15 protein-coding genes are annotated in these 16050 nt (G+C 70.1%); 7 read left to right on the top strand and 8 right to left on the bottom strand.

From position 1 onward, the window contains the following. Positions 1-28: 28 nt before the first annotated feature. The 6 genes from ACT54X_RS08790 to araD form a co-directional block, all read right to left on the bottom strand. Positions 29-1018: a Bug family tripartite tricarboxylate transporter substrate binding protein gene (locus ACT54X_RS08790; protein WP_294366823.1), complete on the bottom strand. Its 990-nt coding sequence runs from the start codon at positions 1016-1018 to the stop codon at positions 29-31. A 49-nt stretch (positions 1019-1067) separates the two neighbouring features. Then, complete coding sequence (locus ACT54X_RS08785) at positions 1068-2027, bottom strand: 2-hydroxyacid dehydrogenase (RefSeq protein ID WP_294366821.1); 960 nt, start codon at positions 2025-2027, stop codon at positions 1068-1070. 65 nt (positions 2028-2092) lie between these two features. Further along, positions 2093-3064, bottom strand: a complete 972-nt coding sequence (locus ACT54X_RS08780) for a tripartite tricarboxylate transporter substrate binding protein (RefSeq protein ID WP_294366819.1) — start codon at positions 3062-3064, stop codon at positions 2093-2095. Between the two features lie 12 nt (positions 3065-3076). After that, positions 3077-4057 (bottom strand): Bug family tripartite tricarboxylate transporter substrate binding protein, encoded by a 981-nt coding sequence (locus ACT54X_RS08775; RefSeq protein ID WP_476346109.1) that lies wholly within the window; start codon positions 4055-4057, stop codon positions 3077-3079. Between the two features lie 41 nt (positions 4058-4098). Beyond that, entirely contained in the window at positions 4099-4809 is a 711-nt protein-coding gene (locus ACT54X_RS08770) for a ribonuclease activity regulator RraA (RefSeq protein WP_294366815.1), read from the bottom strand. A gap of 74 nt (positions 4810-4883) precedes the next feature. Beyond that, positions 4884-6614, bottom strand: a complete 1731-nt coding sequence (gene araD / locus ACT54X_RS08765; RefSeq protein WP_476346106.1) for an L-arabinonate dehydratase — start codon at positions 6612-6614, stop codon at positions 4884-4886. 101 nt (positions 6615-6715) lie between these two features. On the opposite strand from araD, the gene ACT54X_RS08760 reads away from it, so the two are divergent. Further along, positions 6716-7405, top strand: a complete 690-nt coding sequence (locus tag ACT54X_RS08760; protein ID WP_476346105.1) for a GntR family transcriptional regulator — start codon at positions 6716-6718, stop codon at positions 7403-7405. Between the two features lie 33 nt (positions 7406-7438). Here the strand turns inward: ACT54X_RS08760 and ACT54X_RS08755 are convergent, their stop codons facing one another. Beyond that, positions 7439-8443: an isopenicillin N synthase family dioxygenase gene (locus ACT54X_RS08755; protein WP_476346103.1), complete on the bottom strand. Its 1005-nt coding sequence runs from the start codon at positions 8441-8443 to the stop codon at positions 7439-7441. A 535-nt stretch (positions 8444-8978) separates the two neighbouring features. Between ACT54X_RS08755 and ACT54X_RS08750 the strand changes: the two genes are divergently transcribed. The 5 genes from ACT54X_RS08750 to ACT54X_RS08730 all read left to right on the top strand — a co-directional run bounded on the left by ACT54X_RS08750 (position 8979) and on the right by ACT54X_RS08730 (position 13083). Further along, positions 8979-10007 (top strand): ABC transporter substrate-binding protein, encoded by a 1029-nt coding sequence (locus tag ACT54X_RS08750; RefSeq protein ID WP_294366808.1) that lies wholly within the window; start codon positions 8979-8981, stop codon positions 10005-10007. A gap of 17 nt (positions 10008-10024) precedes the next feature. Beyond that, the gene (locus tag ACT54X_RS08745) at positions 10025-10987 is read left to right on the top strand and encodes an isopenicillin N synthase family dioxygenase (protein WP_294366806.1); all 963 of its coding nucleotides are present in this window, start codon (positions 10025-10027) and stop codon (positions 10985-10987) included. Positions 10988-11127: 140 nt separating this feature from the next. Then, complete coding sequence (locus ACT54X_RS08740; RefSeq protein ID WP_294366804.1) at positions 11128-11397, top strand: hypothetical protein; 270 nt, start codon at positions 11128-11130, stop codon at positions 11395-11397. A gap of 206 nt (positions 11398-11603) precedes the next feature. Then, complete coding sequence (locus ACT54X_RS08735) at positions 11604-12122, top strand: nucleoside deaminase (RefSeq protein WP_294366802.1); 519 nt, start codon at positions 11604-11606, stop codon at positions 12120-12122. 130 nt (positions 12123-12252) lie between these two features. Beyond that, entirely contained in the window at positions 12253-13083 is an 831-nt protein-coding gene (locus ACT54X_RS08730) for an urease accessory protein UreD (protein ID WP_476346102.1), read from the top strand. Positions 13084-13331: 248 nt separating this feature from the next. On the opposite strand, the gene ACT54X_RS08725 is transcribed toward ACT54X_RS08730, so the two are convergent. Continuing rightward, a complete protein-coding gene (locus ACT54X_RS08725; protein WP_476346100.1) occupies positions 13332-13568 on the bottom strand; it encodes a hypothetical protein in 237 nt (78 codons plus the stop codon). A 122-nt stretch (positions 13569-13690) separates the two neighbouring features. Here ACT54X_RS08725 and ACT54X_RS08720 point away from each other — a divergent pair, with 122 nt between their 5' ends. Then, positions 13691-15151 (top strand): MFS transporter, encoded by a 1461-nt coding sequence (locus ACT54X_RS08720; RefSeq protein ID WP_294366796.1) that lies wholly within the window; start codon positions 13691-13693, stop codon positions 15149-15151. Positions 15152-16050: the final 899 nt, after the last annotated feature.

The raw sequence follows: 16050 nt of genomic DNA, 5'->3' as shown, positions 1-16050 counted from the left end.
AGGCGCGGCGCCGGGCCAGGCAACTTCATCAGTCGATGCGCACGCCCCGCGTCTTGATCACCTGTCCATAGCGCACCTTGTCGGCATCGATCACCTGCTGCAGCTCGGCCGCGGTGGTGCCCCGCGGTGTGGCACCCTGGGCCACCAGCGCCTCCTTGACCTCGGGCATGCGAGCCACCTCCTGCACCGCAGTCGACAGCCGCTCGACGATGGCGGGCGGCGTGCCGGCCGGCGCCATCACCGCCGTCCATGAGCCCGACTCCGCATTGGGCACACCCAACTCGGCCAGCGTGGGCACATCGGGCATGGCGGGAGAGCGCTGAGCGCTGGTCACGGCGAGCGCGCGCAGCTTGCCGGCCTTGACGTAGCCGGAGGTCTCCAGCACCGAGGCGAAGAGCATGTCCACATGGCCGGCGATCAGGTCGGCCATGGCGGGCCCGCCGCCTTTGTACGGCACATGGCGCAGCTCGATGCCCGTGGCCTGCTGGAAGATCTCGCCGGTGAGGTGCGGCGATCCGCCGTTGCCTGAGCTGGCGAAGGTGTACTTGCCAGGCGAGGCCTTGGCCAGTGCGACCAGCTCCTTGGGCGTGCGCGCCGGCAGCGCGGTGTTGACCACAAACGCGAAGGGCAGCTCGGCGAACAGCGACACCGGCGCGAAGGCCTTGTCCGGGTCGTAGGGCATCTTGTAGAGCCAGGGATTGATGGACTGCGTGCCCACGTTGCCGAAGAAGAGCGTGTAACCGTCGGGCTTGGCCTTGGCGACGAGGTCGGCACCCACCAGGCCGCCAGCGCCGGCGCGGTTCTCCACCACCACCGACTGGCCCAGCTTGGCACTGAGGCGCGTGGCCAGCAGGCGCGCCGCGATGTCGGTGCCGCCGCCCGGCGAGAAGGGCACGATCAGCGTGATCGGCCGCACGGGATAGGCGGACTGCGCCAGCGTGCCCAGCGGTGCCAGGCCGGCCAGCGCGCTCAGTGCCAGAAGGGCACCGCGGCGCCGAAGGAAGGGTCTTGTCTCCATGGGATCTGCTCCTCGTTGGTCGGTGAAATCGTCGAAGGGCGCTCGCGCCTCAGGCCGAGCCCGGCACCGGCACGCGGACCCGGCCGGTCGCGAAATAGCTGGCCAGGTTGTCCATCACGAGGTCCGCCATGGCCTGCCGGGTCTCGTGCGTGTTGCTGGCCACGTGGGGCAGCAACACCACGTTGTCCATCGCGAACAGGGCCTCGGGCACCTGTGGCTCCTGCTCGAAGACGTCCAGCCCGGCGCCCGCGATGCGGCCCTGCTGCAGCGCCTGCACCAGCGCCGCCTGGTCGACCACGGTGCCGCGCGACACATTGACGAGGAAGCCCTGCGGCCCCAGCGCGTCGAGCACCGCGGCCGAGATCAGCCCGCGCGTGGCCGGCCCACCGGCGCTGGCCACCACCAGGAAGTCGGCCCAGCGCGCGAGGCCCTCGAGCGTGGGCTCGTAGCCGTAGGGCACGTCGTCCACGGGCCGGCGGTTGTGGTAGCGCACCGCCATGTCGAAACCGCTGGCACGCCGGGCAATGACGCGGCCGATGCGGCCCAGCCCGACGATGCCCAGGCTCTTGCCGCTCACACGGTGGCTGAGCGGGAACTGTCCCCGCAGCCAGTCCCCCCGGCGGGTGAAGCGGTCGGCTGCACTGAAGCGGCGCGCCACGTCCATCACCAGGCCGAAGGCGGTGTCGGCCACGCAGTCATTGAGCACGTCGGGCGTGTAGCCCACGGCAATGCCTCGCTCCCGGGCGCGCTCGACATCGATGGTCTCAAAGCCCACGCCAAAGTTGGAGATGACGCGCAACGAGGGCAGCGCATCGATCAGCGCGCGCGGCGCACCGATGCGCGCCGTGCAGGCGATGCCGTCGAACTGCGCGCCCTCCGCCGCCAGGAAGGCCGCGGGGTCCGGCTGCGCCTGCAGAAGGGTGAGGCGATAGGTGGCGGCCAACGCCTGTTCGAGTTGCGGCAGCAGCGGGCCGTTCTGGAGGATGCGGGGTCGGGTGTCGAGGGTCATGGTTCTGTCGGGCATTGCACGGACGGTCGCACGTGGGCGATGTTCGAAAGGGGCCGTGCCGGTGCTCACTCGGGCTGGATGCCGGCCTGGCGGGCCACCTGCGCCCACTTGGCCATCTCGCTGGCGATGAAGGCGCCGAACTGCTGCGGCGTGCTGCCGCCGGGCTCCATGCCGGCGTTCTGGAAATGCTGGCGCACCTCGGGCAGCGCCAGGATGCGGTTGACCTCGGTATTGATGCGGCCAATGGCCGACGCCGGCGTGCCGGCCGGTGCCAGCAGCCCGCCCCAGGTGCTGGTCTCGTAGCCGGGCAGGCCCGCCTCGGCCATGGTGGGCACGTCGGGCAGCATGGCCACGCGCCGCGGCGTGGTCACGGCCAGGGCGCGCAGCTTGCCGGCCTTCACCTGCGCGTTGACCGCCGCCAGCGTGTCGAACATCAGCGCCACACGCCCGCTCATCAGGTCCGGATGCGCCAGCGTGCTGCCCTTGTAGGGAATGTGCGTGAGGTCCAGTCCCGCCATGCTCTTGAACAGCTCGCCGGAGAAATGCGGCGCACCACCCGAGCCGCTGGAGGCGAAGGCCAGCTGGCCCGGCCGCGCCTTGGCAAAGGCGATCAGCTCCTGCACGCTGCGCACCGGCAGGCTGGGCGCCACCACCAGCACCAGCGGTACCACATGGGTCAGCACCACGGGCTCGAAGCTGCGCAGCGTGTCGAAGGGCAGCTTGCGCACCATGCTCGGATTGATGGCATGGCTGCTGGCCACCAGCGCCAGCGTGTGGTCATCGGGCGGGCTCTTGGCCACGAAGTCCGTGCCGATGATGCCGGTGGCACCGGCACGGTTGTCGACCACCACCGGTTGATTCCAGGCCTCGCTGAGCTTCTGGCCGATCAGGCGAGCGGCGAGGTCGATGGCACCGCCCGGCGAGGCGGGCACCACGATGGTCAGCGAGCGGCTGGGAAAGGCGGTCTGCGCCGCGGCCGGCAAGGCCCAGGCGGCGGCGCTGGCGCTCAGGGCGCCAAGCAGGTGTCTGCGTTGCATGATGCGCGCTCCTCAGTCGGCCGTGGCGCCGGATTTCTTCACCAGCTCGGCCCAACGCGGGATCTCCTGCGCCATGAAGTCGCGCAGTTCTTCCGGCGAACTCGCCACGATCTCCATCGCGAGCTGGCCTTCGAGCTTGTCCTTGACGTCGGGCTGGCGCAGTGCCTTGACGATCTCGGCATTGAGGCGCTGCACGATGGGCTTCGGCGTGCCCTTGGGCGCATACACGGCCTGCCAGGACGACATCTCGAAGCCGGGCAGCCCGGCCTCGATCATGGTGGGCAGCTGCGGCTGCAGTGCGATGCGCTTGCCCGCGGTCACGGCCAGCAGCTTGAGCTTGCCGCTCTGCACCAGCGGCAGCGCCGCCGTCACCTGGTCGAACATGAAGGGCACGAGGCCCGCCGCCACGTCGGTCATGGCCGGCGGCGTGCCTTTGTAGGGCACGTGGGTGAGCTTGACGCCGATGGCGTCGGCGAACATTTCACCGGCCAGGTGCGTGGACGTGCCCGCGCCCGACGATGCGAAGTTGCGCTTGGACGGGTCCTTCTTGAGCAGCGTCACCAGCTCTGCCACAGAGTTGACGCCCAACTGCGTGTTGACGATCAGTACGTTCGGCAGGCGGGCGGCAAGGCAGACGGGTTCGAAGTCCTTCACCGGGTCATACGGCAGCTTGCGGTACAGACTGGCGTTGATGGCGTGCGTGCTGATGGTGCCGCCGAAGAGGGTGTAACCGTCGGGCGCGGCCTTGGCCACGTATGCGGCACCGATGCCGCCGGCCTGGCCGGGGCGGTTGTCCACCACCACCGATTGCTTGAGGCTTTCGCCCAGCTTCTGGGCCAGGGTGCGGCCAACGATGTCCGTGGAGCCGCCCGGCGTGAAGGGCACCACGTAGGTGATGGGCTTGGCGGTGGGCCACTCGGCCTGGGCCTGGGCCAGCCCGGGCAGGGTCAGGGCAATGCCGGCCTGCAGGGCCTGGCGGCGGTTGATGGTCATGGTGTCGTCTCCGTTGTTGTTCGAGGGGTCGGCCTGCGGGCTCAGCGGCCGCGCTCGGCGCGCCAGGCGGCGAAGTCGCTGCGGCTTTGCTCTTCGGTGGGCGGATAGAGGCCGAGGATGGATCGGCCCTCCATCACCTTCTCCTGCACGAAGTCCTCGAAGGCCGTCATCTCCGTGGCCTCGGCCGCGACCTCGTCGGCCAGGTGGGCGGGGATGACGATCACGCCTTCGGCATCGCCCACCACCACGTCGCCGGGAAACACCGGGGCATCGCCGCAGCCGATGGGGCCGTTGATCTCGATGGCCTCGTGCAGCGTCAGGTTGGTCGGGGCGCTGGGCCGCAGGTGGTAGGCCGGCATGTCGTAACGCGCGATGTCGGGGCTGTCGCGAAAGCCGCCGTCTGTGACCACGCCGGCCACGCCGCGCTTCATCAGCCGCGCAACCAGGATGCCGCCGGCCGAGGCCGCCCGCGCGTCCTTGCGGCTGTCGATCACCAGCACGGCGCCGGGCGGGCACTGCTCCACCGCCTGGCGCTGCGGATGGTTGCGGTCGAGGAAGACGTCGATGCGGTTGCGGTCCTCGCGCGCCGGCATGTAGCGCAGCGTGAAGGCCTCGCCCACCATGTTGGGCAGGCCGGGGTTCAGCGGACGCACGTCCTGGATCATCTGGTGGCGCAATCCGCGCTTGAACAGCGCGGTGCACAGCGTGGCGGTGCTGACCTTCATCAGCAGCGCGCGGGTCTGGTCTTTCACGAAGGGCTCCTGTCGGAAGAAGAGAAAGTCGGTGCGGGAGGCACGGGCGCGCTGCAATCCGCGCCCGGCCAGCGTCAGAAGATGTCCGGCTCCGGCACCGGCCGGCCGAAGCTGGTTTCGAGGAAGTCGAAGTCGCAGCCCTCGTGGGCCTGCTTGATGTGGCGGCCGAACATCCAGCCGTAGCCGCGCTCGTAGCGCGCCGGCGGGGGGTTCCAGGCGGCGCGGCGGCGGGCGAGCTCCTCGTCGTCCACATGCAGGTGGATGCGCCGCGTCGGCACGTCCACGCTGATGCGGTCGCCCGTCTGCACCAGCGCCAGCGGGCCGCCGACGGCCGCCTCGGGCGAGCAGTGCAGCAGGCAGCCGCCGTAGCTGGTGCCGCTCATGCGCGCGTCCGACAGCCGCAGCATGTCGCTCACGCCCTGGCGCAGCAGCTTGGTGGGGATGGGCAACATGCCCCACTCCGGCATGCCGGCGCCGCGCGGCCCGGCATTGCGCAGCACCAGGATGTCCTCGCCCGTGACGTCGAGCGCCGGGTCATCCACGGCTTTCTTGAGCGAGGGATAGTCGTCGAACACCAGCGCACGACCGGTGTGCTGCAGCAGGTGCGGCGCGCAGGCGCTGGGCTTGATGACCACGCCGTCGGGCGCCAGGTTGCCGCGCAGCACGGCCAGCGCGCCCTCGGCATAGATGGGGTTGTCCAGCGGCCGGATCACGTCCGCGTGGTGCACCTCTGCACCGGCGATGTTCTGGCCCAGCGTGCAGCCGTTGACGGTGAGCGCCTCGGTGTGCAGGTGGCCGCGGATCGCCTCCAGCAGGGCGCGCAGGCCACCGGCGTAATAGAAGTCCTCCATCAGGTAGGCGTCGCCAGTGGGCCGGATGTTGGCGATCACGGGCACGCGGCGGCTGGCGGCGTCGAAGTCCTCCAGGCTGACCGGATGGCCGGCGCGGCGCGACATCGCGATCAGATGGATGATGGCGTTGGTCGAGCAGCCCATCGCCATGGCGCAGGCGATGCCGTTCTCGAAGCTGGCGCGGCTGAGCAGCCGCGCGGGCGTGAGGTCTTCCCACACCATCTCGACGATGCGGCGGCCGCAGTCGGCACTCATGCGGATGTGGTTGGCATCGGCGGCAGGAATGCTGCTGGCGCCCGGCAGCGTCAGGCCCACGGCCTCGGCGATGCCCATCATGGTGGCGGCCGTGCCCATGGTCATGCAGGTACCGTGGCTGCGGGCGATGCCGGCCTCCATCTCGCGCCAGGCGGTCTCGTCCAGTCGGCCGGCGCGCCGCTCGTCCCAGTACTTGAAGGCGTCGGAGCCCGACCCCAGCACGCGGCCCTTCCAGTTGCCGCGCAGCATGGGGCCGGCGGGCAGGTAGATGAAGGGCAGGCCCATGCTGGTGGCGCCCATCACCAGGCCGGGCGTGGTCTTGTCGCAGCCGCCCATGAGCACGGCACCGTCCACCGGATGGCTGCGCAGCAGCTCCTCCGTCTCCATCGCCAGGAAGTTGCGGTAGAGCATGGAGGTGGGCTTGACCATGCTCTCCGACAGCGAGATGGCCGGCAGCTCCAGCGACCAGCCGCCGGCCTGCAGGATGCCGCGCTTGACGTCCTCCACCCGCTGCTTGAAGTGGCTGTGGCACTGGTTGGCATCGCTCCAGGTGTTGACGATGGCGATGACGGGCTTGCCCATCCAGTCCTCGTAGCCGTAACCCATCTGCAGCACGCGCGAGCGGTGGCCGAAGGATCGGAAGTCGTCGGGGGCGAACCAGCGCGCGCTGCGCAGGCTCTCGGGGGTGCGTCGGGTCATGAAAGCGTGTCTCCGGCGCCGCCGGTGGTCGTCTGTCCGGCGGTCGAGGCGCATTGAAACACTAATATATTAGTGCGTCAAATGCCAGAATCGGGGCGCTGATGGCCCCCCTGTCCAAGACCCGACTCGACCGCACGCGCCTTGCCGCGCCGCAGGTGCTCGAAACGCTGCGCGACGCGATCCTTGCGCTCGACCTCCCCCCCGGCTCAGTGCTCGCGCGCCAGGAGCTGGCTGATCATTTCGGCGTCAGCCAGACGCCCGTGCGCGAGGCCCTGCTGCGCTTGGCCGAGGAAGGGCTGGTGGATGTGTTTCCGCAGCACGCCACGCTGGTCAGCCGCATCGACATCGCGGCGGCACGACAGTCCCACTTTCTGCGCCGCTCGCTGGAGCTGGAGCTGGTCCACCAGCTGGCGACGAGCGCGCCGCCCGAGCTGCTGGCGCGGCTGAAGGCCACGGTGACCCAGCAGTCGGCGCTGGCCAAGGCCCAGCGTTATGGCGACTTCGTGGAGGCCGACCGCGACTTCCACCGCCTGATGTACGAGGCCGCCGAAGTGCCCGGCCTGTGGGCACTCGTCAACAAGGCCTCGGGCCATGTGGACCGGCTGCGGCGGCTGCACCTGCCGACGGCCGGCAAGACCGAGTCGATCCTGCGCGACCACCGCGCCATCGTGCGCGCCATCGAGGCCGGCGATCCGGCCGCCGCGCAGCAGGCGCTGCGCACCCACCTGTCGGGCACGCTCAGCGCGGTGGACGAGATCTGCCGGCAGTATCCGGACTACGTGCTCGTCTGAGCAGGGTCGGGCCCGCCTCCTGCGTGGCGAGGCTCAGTACTTCCTGCCGAAATTCGCCGCAATCCGCTGCTTGAGGTAGTCGCCCGCCGTGATGGACGGGTACTTGCCCGAGGGCGATTCGATCAGCGCGTCGCGGTTGGCCTGGCAGAAGAAGGCGATGCTGTAGCGCGGGCCCATGTACTCGCCCGGCAGCGGGTTGCGCACGCGGTGGAAGTTGCTGGGCAGCTGGTCGTCGCTCCAGCGCATGAGCATGTCGCCGATGTTGCAGGTGATGACGTCCTCGTCGGGCGGGATGGACGTCCATTCCTGCTTCTCGAATTCCTTGCCCGGGCACACCTGCAGGCCGCCCTGCCCCTGGCGCTGGTAGAGGATCGTGAGGCAGTCGAAATCGGTGTGCGCGCCGGCGCGCCACAGGTCGAGATACGCCTGCGCCTCGGGCGGGATGGCGTAGTAGTGCAGCAGACGCAGCGTGCTCTGGTACTCGGCGCTGGACTTGTCGTGCGCGCGGGTGAAGAACTCGGTGTCGAAGCCCAGCTTGAGCGCAAAGCAGGACAGCACCTTCATGCCGATCTCCCAGCTCTTCTGCTCGAAGGCCAGCATGGCGGCCTTGAAGCCGGGCAGTTCCGCCTCGGTGGGAAAGAGCGGGCCCATCAGCGGCAGCGTGATCTGGTAGCTCTCCTTCTGGTCGGCGGTGCCGGTGGAGGGCCGCACCTGCGCCTTGCTCTCCCAGCCGGCGTTGTTGGCCAGCGGGTACTGGGCCTTCACCGCATCGGGCAGCGCGAAGAAGCGCTCGGCCTCTGCGAAGGCGGCGCGGATGTCGGCCAGGTCGATGCCGTGGTCCACCAGCTGGAAGAAGCCGACGTCGACCGCGGCATCCCACAGTTGGTCGGCGATCTCGGCGCGGCGGGTGTCGAAGTCGGCCAGGCTGATGCGGCGCACCTCGCGGGTGGTGGTCTCCGAACCCATCGCGCCCATGCGCGATTCCTTTTCAAGCTCGGCAAGGGCGAAGTCGGGGGCGGTGGTGGCGATGGCGGTCATGGTGGGGCTCTCCGGTGAGTGGGGTGGAAGGAAGTTGTCCGTCCGTCGGAGACCATGGAGGGCGGGCTTCGGGGCTGCTGCTGCATCCTGATCGCGCCGCGCCACGGTGCACGTGGGCAGGACGTCAAGAGCAATTCCCGGGCCGCTGACACCTGCCGGGGCGGCAGGCGGGCGTTGCTGAACGCTTCTACTCTCTGGGCCGCGATTATGGGCGGCGCACCCCGGGACGCAGCAAGCGTTTTGTGCGCTTTCCGAGATCGACCAAGGGTCTCTTGCGCCAAGCCGGGGCGTGACCAACCAGGGCGGTGCGCGCGCCGCCATGGCCGCACCACACGCGAGCGCTGGTGGTGCACGAGCCCAGGCCGCGCGGGCGCGCAGGCATTGCAACGCGCGCGGCATGGATCGTGCTGAAACCCTTGCAGGAGTAGAAGCGTTCAGCGGCCCCACCCGGAGCCGCCCGGAAATTGCTCTGGCATCCCCGCGCCCGGCCCACCGCCCGCGGGGCTTTCCAACGCATTTGTTCGAAGACCGCACCATGCTGCACCGCCGCTCCCTCCTGGCCGCCTCGGGCGCCGCCACCCTGCTTGCCGCCACGCCCTTCGTGCGTGCCCAGGGCTCCCTGCAGAAGTTCAAGTTCAACCTGGGCTGGAAGGTCGAGGCCACGGCCGCCGGCTTCCTGCTGGCGCAGCAGCGCGGCTACTACAAGGACGCCGGGCTCGACGTGGCCATCGACACCGGCAACGGCTCGGCCGCCGCCATCAGCCTGGTGGGCAGCGGCGCCTACGACTGCGCCTCGGCCGATCTGGCCACCATGGTCGAGTTCGACGTCAACAACCCCACGGCGGGCCTCAAGGCCGTGGCCATCCAGTACGACCTGAACCCCAACGCCATCCTGGTGCGCAAGGACGGCCCCATCAAGAAGCCCACCGACCTGGCGGGCAAGACGCTGCTGGGTCAGCCCTTCAATGCCTCGCGCAAGCTGTTTCCCGTCTTCGCCAAGGCCCAGGGCTTCGACCCGGCCAGCGTCAAGTGGGAGAACGTGGCGCCCGACATCGGCGACACCCGCTTCGTCAAGGGCGACTTCGACGGCGCGGGCTACTTCTACTTCACCGGTCTGCTCAACCTCAAGCTGCGCGGCATGGGCCCGGAGCAGATCACGGCGTTCCGCTTCTCGGACTACGGCATGAAGTCGTACGGCAACGGTCTGGTCGCCAATGCGAAGAGCATGGAGAACGCCGAGGCCATGAAGGCCTTCGTCAAGGCCACCACACGCGGCTGGATCGAGGCCATGGCGGACACGAAGGCGGGCGCCGCCGCCATCAAGGCCCGCGAACCGCTGGCCAACGAGGCCATCGAGCACGAGCGCCTGCAGCTGATCGTCGACGGCAGCATGAAGACACCGGGCACGATGGCCCTCGGCTGGGGCGCCGCCACGCCCGACCGCCTGCAGGCCACCATCGACGAGACCGTCGCCGCCTTCGGCCTGAAGAGCTCGCCCACCGTGGGCGACATCTGGACCGACCGCTTCCTGCCCACGGCTGCCGAGCGCAAGCTCAAGGCCTGACAAGGTACGAGGCCGCCATGACCATCCCCGTCATCGACCTGGGCGGCGCGCTCGCCCTGGGCGGGCCGCGCAGCGCCGAGGTGGCCGCGCAGATGCGCGCCGCCGCCATGGCCTCGGGCTTCTTCTACGTGCGCCACCATGGCGTGCCGGCCGCGCAGGTGCAGGCCCAGTTCGAGCTGGCCCGCCGGCTGCTCGACGTGCCGATGGCCACGCGCGAGGCGCTGGAGATGCACAAGTCGCCCGCGATGCGCGGCTACGAGCTGATGGGTGCACAGACCCTCGACGCCGCCGCCCGCCCCGACCTCAAGGAAAGCTTCTACTGCGGCATGGCCTACCCGGCCGACCATCCCTATGTGCTCGCCGGCTACCAGACCTACGGCCACAACCAGTGGCCGGCCGAAGTGCCCGAGGCGCCCGCGCAGTGCGAGGCGTACATCCAGGCCATGCTGGCCCTGTCGCGCCGGCTGATGCAGCTGATGGCCCTCTCGCTCGACCTGCCCGAGACCTGGTTCGACGCCACCAGCGACAGCCCCATGGTCACGCTGCGCATGATCCGCTACCCCGCCCACCCCGAAGGCGCCGACGCGCGCACGTTCGGCGCCGGGGCGCACACCGACTGGGGCGCCATCACCATCCTGGCGCAGGACGGCCACGGCGGCCTGGAGGTGCAGATGCCCGGTGGCGACTGGCTGCCCGCCACGCCCATCGCAGGCTGCTTCGTGGTCAACCTGGGCGACATGATTCCGCGCTGGACCAACGGCCTGTACCACTCCAACCCGCACCGCGTGCGCAACCTGCATTCGGGCGGCGCGCCGCGCTATTCCATCCCCTTCTTCTACGAGCCGGACTACCTGGCCCGCATCGAGGCCGTGCCCGGCACCGTCGCAGCGGGCGAGACGCCCCGCTTCGCGCCGTGCACGGCCGGCGAACACCTGGTGGAGATGTACCGGCGCACCTACGGCATCGCCGCCGCGGCCTGATGCGGTGGCGCGCCGGGCTACCCGCGCCGGCCCGTGCCGCTGTCGCAAACAAGTACTCACAGTCGACACAAGGCCTTGATCCAGCGTCACACTTGTTTGTGAATTAAGTCACAGAATGGCGGTTCGCACAGGAGGTGGCGATGTCCCTCGAATACCTGGCTCGCATCGAGAAGGAACGCTTTCCGCTGGCCGTCCGACAGACGGCCGAGGTGGACCACGTGCTGCTGCTGAAGGCTGCCCAACTGATCACCGCCAGCGTGCCGGCCGTGGGGCCTTTCGGGCCGGGCTCCGCCCGCGAGGCGGTCGTCTTCGGCATCACCGAGCTGGGCCTGCGCACCCTTCGCCAGTCGACGCTGCCACCCGAGGCACCGCTGCACCGGCAGGAGCGTTCGCTGGACTTCGACGTCTGATCGCCCGAGCCCGCACCGATCCTCCTTTCCTTCCTGCCGGCTTCATCGCAGGCCGTCCACCTTCGCCAGGCTTGGCGCATTTCAATCCCTGTCCCGTGCCCATCGCGCGCCTTCCGGCGCGGCTGGCATGCCTCCTGCAGTCTGCGACGCCCGGCCGTTCTGCCTCTTCCCCCTTCGTTCCGCGGCACCTGCCCGCCGCCCGCTCCATGTCTTTCTCCACCCTGCTTCCCCCGGAAGTCGCGCTCGACGAACGCGACGGCCGCTACCTGCGCAAGGCCATCGGCTGGTCGCATGCCGGCCGCCGCCGCGGCAACCGCCCTTTCGGCGCCGTCATCGTGTCCGAGGACAACCGCGTGCTGACCGAGGATTACTGCAACAGCGGCGAGACCGGCGACGTGACCGGCCATGCCGAGGCCAATGCCATCCGCAAGCTCGCCGGCCTGGGCCTCGGCCGCGAGGTGCTGGCCAAGGCCACGATCTATTCCTCGGCCGAGCCGTGCGTGATGTGCGCGGGGGCGATCTTCTGGTCGGGCATCGGCCGCGTGGTGTTCGGCATCGATGCCGAGCGGCTGCGCGAGTTCCGTGGCGAGCGCTCGGACCAGCGCGATGCCGAGCTCTCCTGCCGCGACGTGTTCCGCGCCTCGCCGCATGCCATCGACTGCCTCGGCCCCGCCCTGATCGACGAGGCCGGTGCGGCGCACTTCGGGGCCTGGAAGGCCGCGTAGTCTGCGCGGCTTCATTCCGGACGCGCCTCCGGCCGCCGCACGGCGATGCCGCCCCGCAACGGTCGGCGGCAGGCCGTCTCTGCAGCCTGCGCCGCCGAGACCGCACTTTCCGCCTGCTTAGACTCCCCCGATGCCCTGGCACGCCCGACTCTCCATCGACTATGCCGCGCGCGACGGCCGCAGCGTGGCGCGTTTCCGCCATGACGGTCCGCTGCGCATCCTGCAGAGCCTCTACCCCGAAGGCGACACCATCTGCCACAACGTGCTGGTGCACCCACCCGGCGGCCTGGTGGGTGGCGACACGCTCGACATCCACGCGACGGCCGCTGCCGGCAGCCACGGCCTGGTCACCACGCCGGGCGCATCCCGCTTCTACCGCAGCGAAGGCGAACCCGCGGTGCAGCAGACGCACCTGCAGGTGCAGGCCGGGGCGCGGCTGGAATGGCTGCCGCTGGAAGCCCTGTGCTACAGCGGCTGCCAGGCCCACAACCGCCTGCGCATGGATGTGGAACCGGGCGGCGAATTCATCGGCTGGGACGTGACGGCCCTCGGCCTGCCCCATGCAGGCCAGCCCTTCGTGGCGGGCAGCCTGCAGCAGCACCTGGAGGTGCCCGGTGTCTGGCTGGAGCGGGGACGCATCGAGGCCGGCGATGCCCCATTGCTCGACGGTGCGCTGGGCCTGGCCGGTCGGCGCTGCATTGCCTCGCTCTTCCATGTGAGCGGCACGCCCATCCCTCGCGAACGGCGCGAGGCCCTTCTGGAAATCGCCCGCACCCGCATCGACAGCCACGCCCTGGGCGAGACCGCCGGCGCCACCAGCCCACAGCCCTCGGTGATCGTCGTGCGGGTGCTCGCGCCGGTGGTCGAGCCGGCGATGCAGCTGCTGCGGGGCATCTGGACCGACTGGCGCCGCGAACTGTGGCGGCTGGACGGGGCGCCGCCGCGCATCTGGTCCACCTGAATCGGCGCATTGCCGGCATGGGCCCGGCATCGGTCGTGGCGCAGGGCCGGGCGTGGGGCTTCCGGCCCGTCTCGCAGGCTACGCAGGAAACGGCGCGGGCAGCGGCTCCGGCGAGGGCGACGGCGGCACAGGCGGCGCGGGTTCCGTGCCGGGCGGGAAAGGTTCGGTCAACGGCGGCACCGGGGTGGGCGGCGGCGGATCGATGACGGGCACCGTCTCGCCCATTGCCAGTGCGTCGTGCCCGCGCTTCATTGGCGATCCTCCTGTTGCTGGCGACGTTCGTCGCCCAGCTTTTCCATCATCTTCTCGCCCACCGGGTCCTTGCCGTCGAGGGGCACGGACTCTTCCTGGGTGACTTCCGGCTCGTCCTTGTAATGCGTGCCGGGCGAGGCCTTGTCCTGGCGGGGCGTCTCGCGCTGCGGCGACGAGGCGGGCGTCGCGCCTTGCGTGGCGACGTCCTGGAAGGGGTCTTGGGATTGGGTCATCACCGCGACGCTGCGGCCCAGCGCCCGCGTCCGTCTACGTCCATTCGCCACATCGCCTGTCAGCCATGGCCGACGCCTCCGCGTCCCGGGCCGCGCTAGCGTGGCCCGCAGATCGGAGCGCCATGACGACCCTTGCCACTTCTTCCTCTCCGTCGGCGCCTGCAGGCGCCGACATCCCCGCACGACTGGACCGACTGCCCTGGTCGCGCTGGCATTGGCGCGTGGTCATCGCGCTCGGCATCGCCTGGGTGCTCGACGGGCTGGAGGTGACGATGGTCGGCTCCATCGGCGGCGTGCTGGAGCGCGGCGACACCCTGGGCCTGACGGCCGCGCAGGTGGGCCTGGCCGGCTCGCTCTACGTGGCGGGGGCAGTGACCGGTGCGCTGGTCTTCGGCCGCATGACCGACCGGCTCGGCCGCAAGAAGCTGTTCATGCTCACCTTGGCCGTGTACGCGGCCGCGACCTTCGCCACCGCCTTCTCGCCCACCTTCGCGATCTTCGCGGTCTGCCGCTTCTTCACCGGCCTGGGCATCGGCGGCGAATATGCGGCGATCAACTCCGCCATCGACGAGCTGGTGCCGGCGCGGGTGCGGGGCCGGGTCAACCTGGCGATCAACGGCAGCTTCTGGCTTGGCGCCGCGCTGGGCGCGGGGCTGGCGCTGGTGGTGCTCGACCCGCGGGTGTTCGGTCCGGTGTGGGGCTGGCGGGTGGGCTTCGGGCTGGGTGCGTTGCTGGCCCTGGCCATCGTGCTGATCCGCCGCCATGTGCCCGAGAGTCCGCGCTGGCTGGCCGCGCACGGGCGGGCGGCGGAGGCCGAGCGGATCCTGGCCGACATCGAGGCCCAGGTGGCGCGGGAGCACGGGCCGCTGCCGCCGCCGGTCGTCCATGCGCCGGTGGGCCACCGGCCCAGCCCCAGCCTACGCGAGGTGGCGCGCGTGCTGCTGGTGCACTACCGCCAGCGCAGCGCGGTCGCGCTGGGGCTGATGCTGTCGCAGGCCTTCTTCTACAACGCGATCTTCTTCACCTATGCGCTGGTGCTGACGCGCTTCCACGGCGTGGATGCGTCGCGGGTGGCGCTGTACATCTTTCCCTTCGCGCTGGGCAATGTGCTGGGGCCGCTGCTGCTGGGGCCGCTGTTCGACAGCGTGGGCCGGCGGCGGATGATCGCCCTCACCTATGCGGGCGCGGGCGTGGGCCTGGCGCTGACGGGTGTGGCCTTCATGGCGGGCTGGCTGGATGCCTTGACGCAGGCGCTGGCCTGGTCGGCGGTGTTCTTCCTGGCCTCGGCGGCGGCCAGTTCGGCCTACCTGACGGTGAGCGAGGTGTTTCCGCTGGAGATGCGGGCCATCGCGATTGCGCTGTTCTACGCGCTGGGCACGGGTGCGGGCGGCTTCGTGGCGCCCTGGCTTTTCGGGGCGTTGATCGAGACGGGCAGCCGCGGGGCGGTGGCCATCGGTTACGGCATCGGTGCGGCACTTGTCATCGCGGCGGGGCTGGCGGCGCTGCGCTGGGGCGTGGATGCGGAGCGGCGCACGCTGGAGGAGATTGCGCCGCCGATGGAGGGGGCGCGGCGGGGGTCTTGAGCCGGTCGGGTGGGTGGGGCAGTCAGGGTGTACTGTTGCCAGTCGTAGGGGCGCTCTGAAGGCCTGGGTTCGCAGGTCGTCGGGGCGGTAACCCGGCAGAGGGCGCCGGCATGCGCGCTCCCGGTGCACGCTCGCGCTGACCGGCTTGTTGCGCGACACAGGTGCTCGCTTTCCACCGACGTGCTTGCCGCACTGCACGGCGCCGCGAATGGCACCTCCGCACGCACACCGGCACCCTCCGCCTCGACGCTGCGCGCGAGCCCTCCCGTTTTTAGGACCCTGGGTCTTTGACGCCGTTGGGTCTTCGGCGTCGTCGGGTCTTCGGGTGCTCTGGGCCCTTCGGGCGCTGGAGCTAATGCCGGCCAGTCAATCCCAACCCGTTCGGGCTGAGCCTGTCGCAGCCCGCCCCTATAGGCAGCACGCAGGCGGCTCAAGCACCGCCGGGCATTTGCGCCGCGCGCCGCTCTGCCCTTCGACAGGCTTGTATGGTTTGGTTTCCATCAACCAAACCGTAAGAAAGGGCGAGGAGCCGGGATGTAGGGACATCGACAGGCATCGGCGGTAGCTTCAGACCCTACCGACCGACACCCTGAGTCATCACCCCATCCCTGCGCCGAGCGTCGATAAGGAACCTGGCGACGTCGCATGCGCTGTGCAGCAACGATCCCCGATTCTTGCAAGCTCACGCCGACAGCAGGCACATCCCGGCGCTCGTATTTTGCGCAATGAAGACTCATCCGGCTACTGCGTTTGTCGGCGTGGATGTCGCCAGCGCCCATCTGGACGTCGCGGTGCATGGACAGCCCGGCGTGCGCCGATTCGCCAACACCGCCTCTGGCATTGCCCAATTGCTCGGCGCAGTGCCCCCTTCGAGCGTGCTGGGCCTGGAGTCCACCGGG

This window comes from Pseudacidovorax sp. DMC4 (assembly GCF_056314265.1).
The sequence above is the reverse complement of the archived record's forward strand: the minus strand, read 5'-3'. Positions and strand labels throughout refer to the sequence as shown.

Excerpts from the sequence above, each read along its gene's own strand:
- ACT54X_RS08790 (WP_294366823.1), bottom strand. The coding sequence starts at position 1,018 with ATGGAGACAAGACCCTTCCTTCGGCGCCGCGGTGCCCTTCTGGCACTG.
- ACT54X_RS08785 (WP_294366821.1), bottom strand. The coding sequence starts at position 2,027 with ATGACCCTCGACACCCGACCCCGCATCCTCCAGAACGGCCCGCTGCTG.
- ACT54X_RS08780 (WP_294366819.1), bottom strand. The coding sequence starts at position 3,064 with ATGCAACGCAGACACCTGCTTGGCGCCCTGAGCGCCAGCGCCGCCGCC.
- ACT54X_RS08775 (WP_476346109.1), bottom strand. The coding sequence starts at position 4,057 with ATGACCATCAACCGCCGCCAGGCCCTGCAGGCCGGCATTGCCCTGACC.
- araD (WP_476346106.1), bottom strand. The coding sequence starts at position 6,614 with ATGACCCGACGCACCCCCGAGAGCCTGCGCAGCGCGCGCTGGTTCGCC.
- ACT54X_RS08760 (WP_476346105.1), top strand. The coding sequence starts at position 6,716 with ATGGCCCCCCTGTCCAAGACCCGACTCGACCGCACGCGCCTTGCCGCG.
- ACT54X_RS08755 (WP_476346103.1), bottom strand. The coding sequence starts at position 8,443 with ATGACCGCCATCGCCACCACCGCCCCCGACTTCGCCCTTGCCGAGCTT.
- ACT54X_RS08750 (WP_294366808.1), top strand. The coding sequence starts at position 8,979 with ATGCTGCACCGCCGCTCCCTCCTGGCCGCCTCGGGCGCCGCCACCCTG.
- ACT54X_RS08745 (WP_294366806.1), top strand. The coding sequence starts at position 10,025 with ATGACCATCCCCGTCATCGACCTGGGCGGCGCGCTCGCCCTGGGCGGG.
- ACT54X_RS08740 (WP_294366804.1), top strand. The coding sequence starts at position 11,128 with ATGTCCCTCGAATACCTGGCTCGCATCGAGAAGGAACGCTTTCCGCTG.
- ACT54X_RS08735 (WP_294366802.1), top strand. The coding sequence starts at position 11,604 with ATGTCTTTCTCCACCCTGCTTCCCCCGGAAGTCGCGCTCGACGAACGC.
- ACT54X_RS08730 (WP_476346102.1), top strand. The coding sequence starts at position 12,253 with ATGCCCTGGCACGCCCGACTCTCCATCGACTATGCCGCGCGCGACGGC.
- ACT54X_RS08725 (WP_476346100.1), bottom strand. The coding sequence starts at position 13,568 with ATGACCCAATCCCAAGACCCCTTCCAGGACGTCGCCACGCAAGGCGCG.
- ACT54X_RS08720 (WP_294366796.1), top strand. The coding sequence starts at position 13,691 with ATGACGACCCTTGCCACTTCTTCCTCTCCGTCGGCGCCTGCAGGCGCC.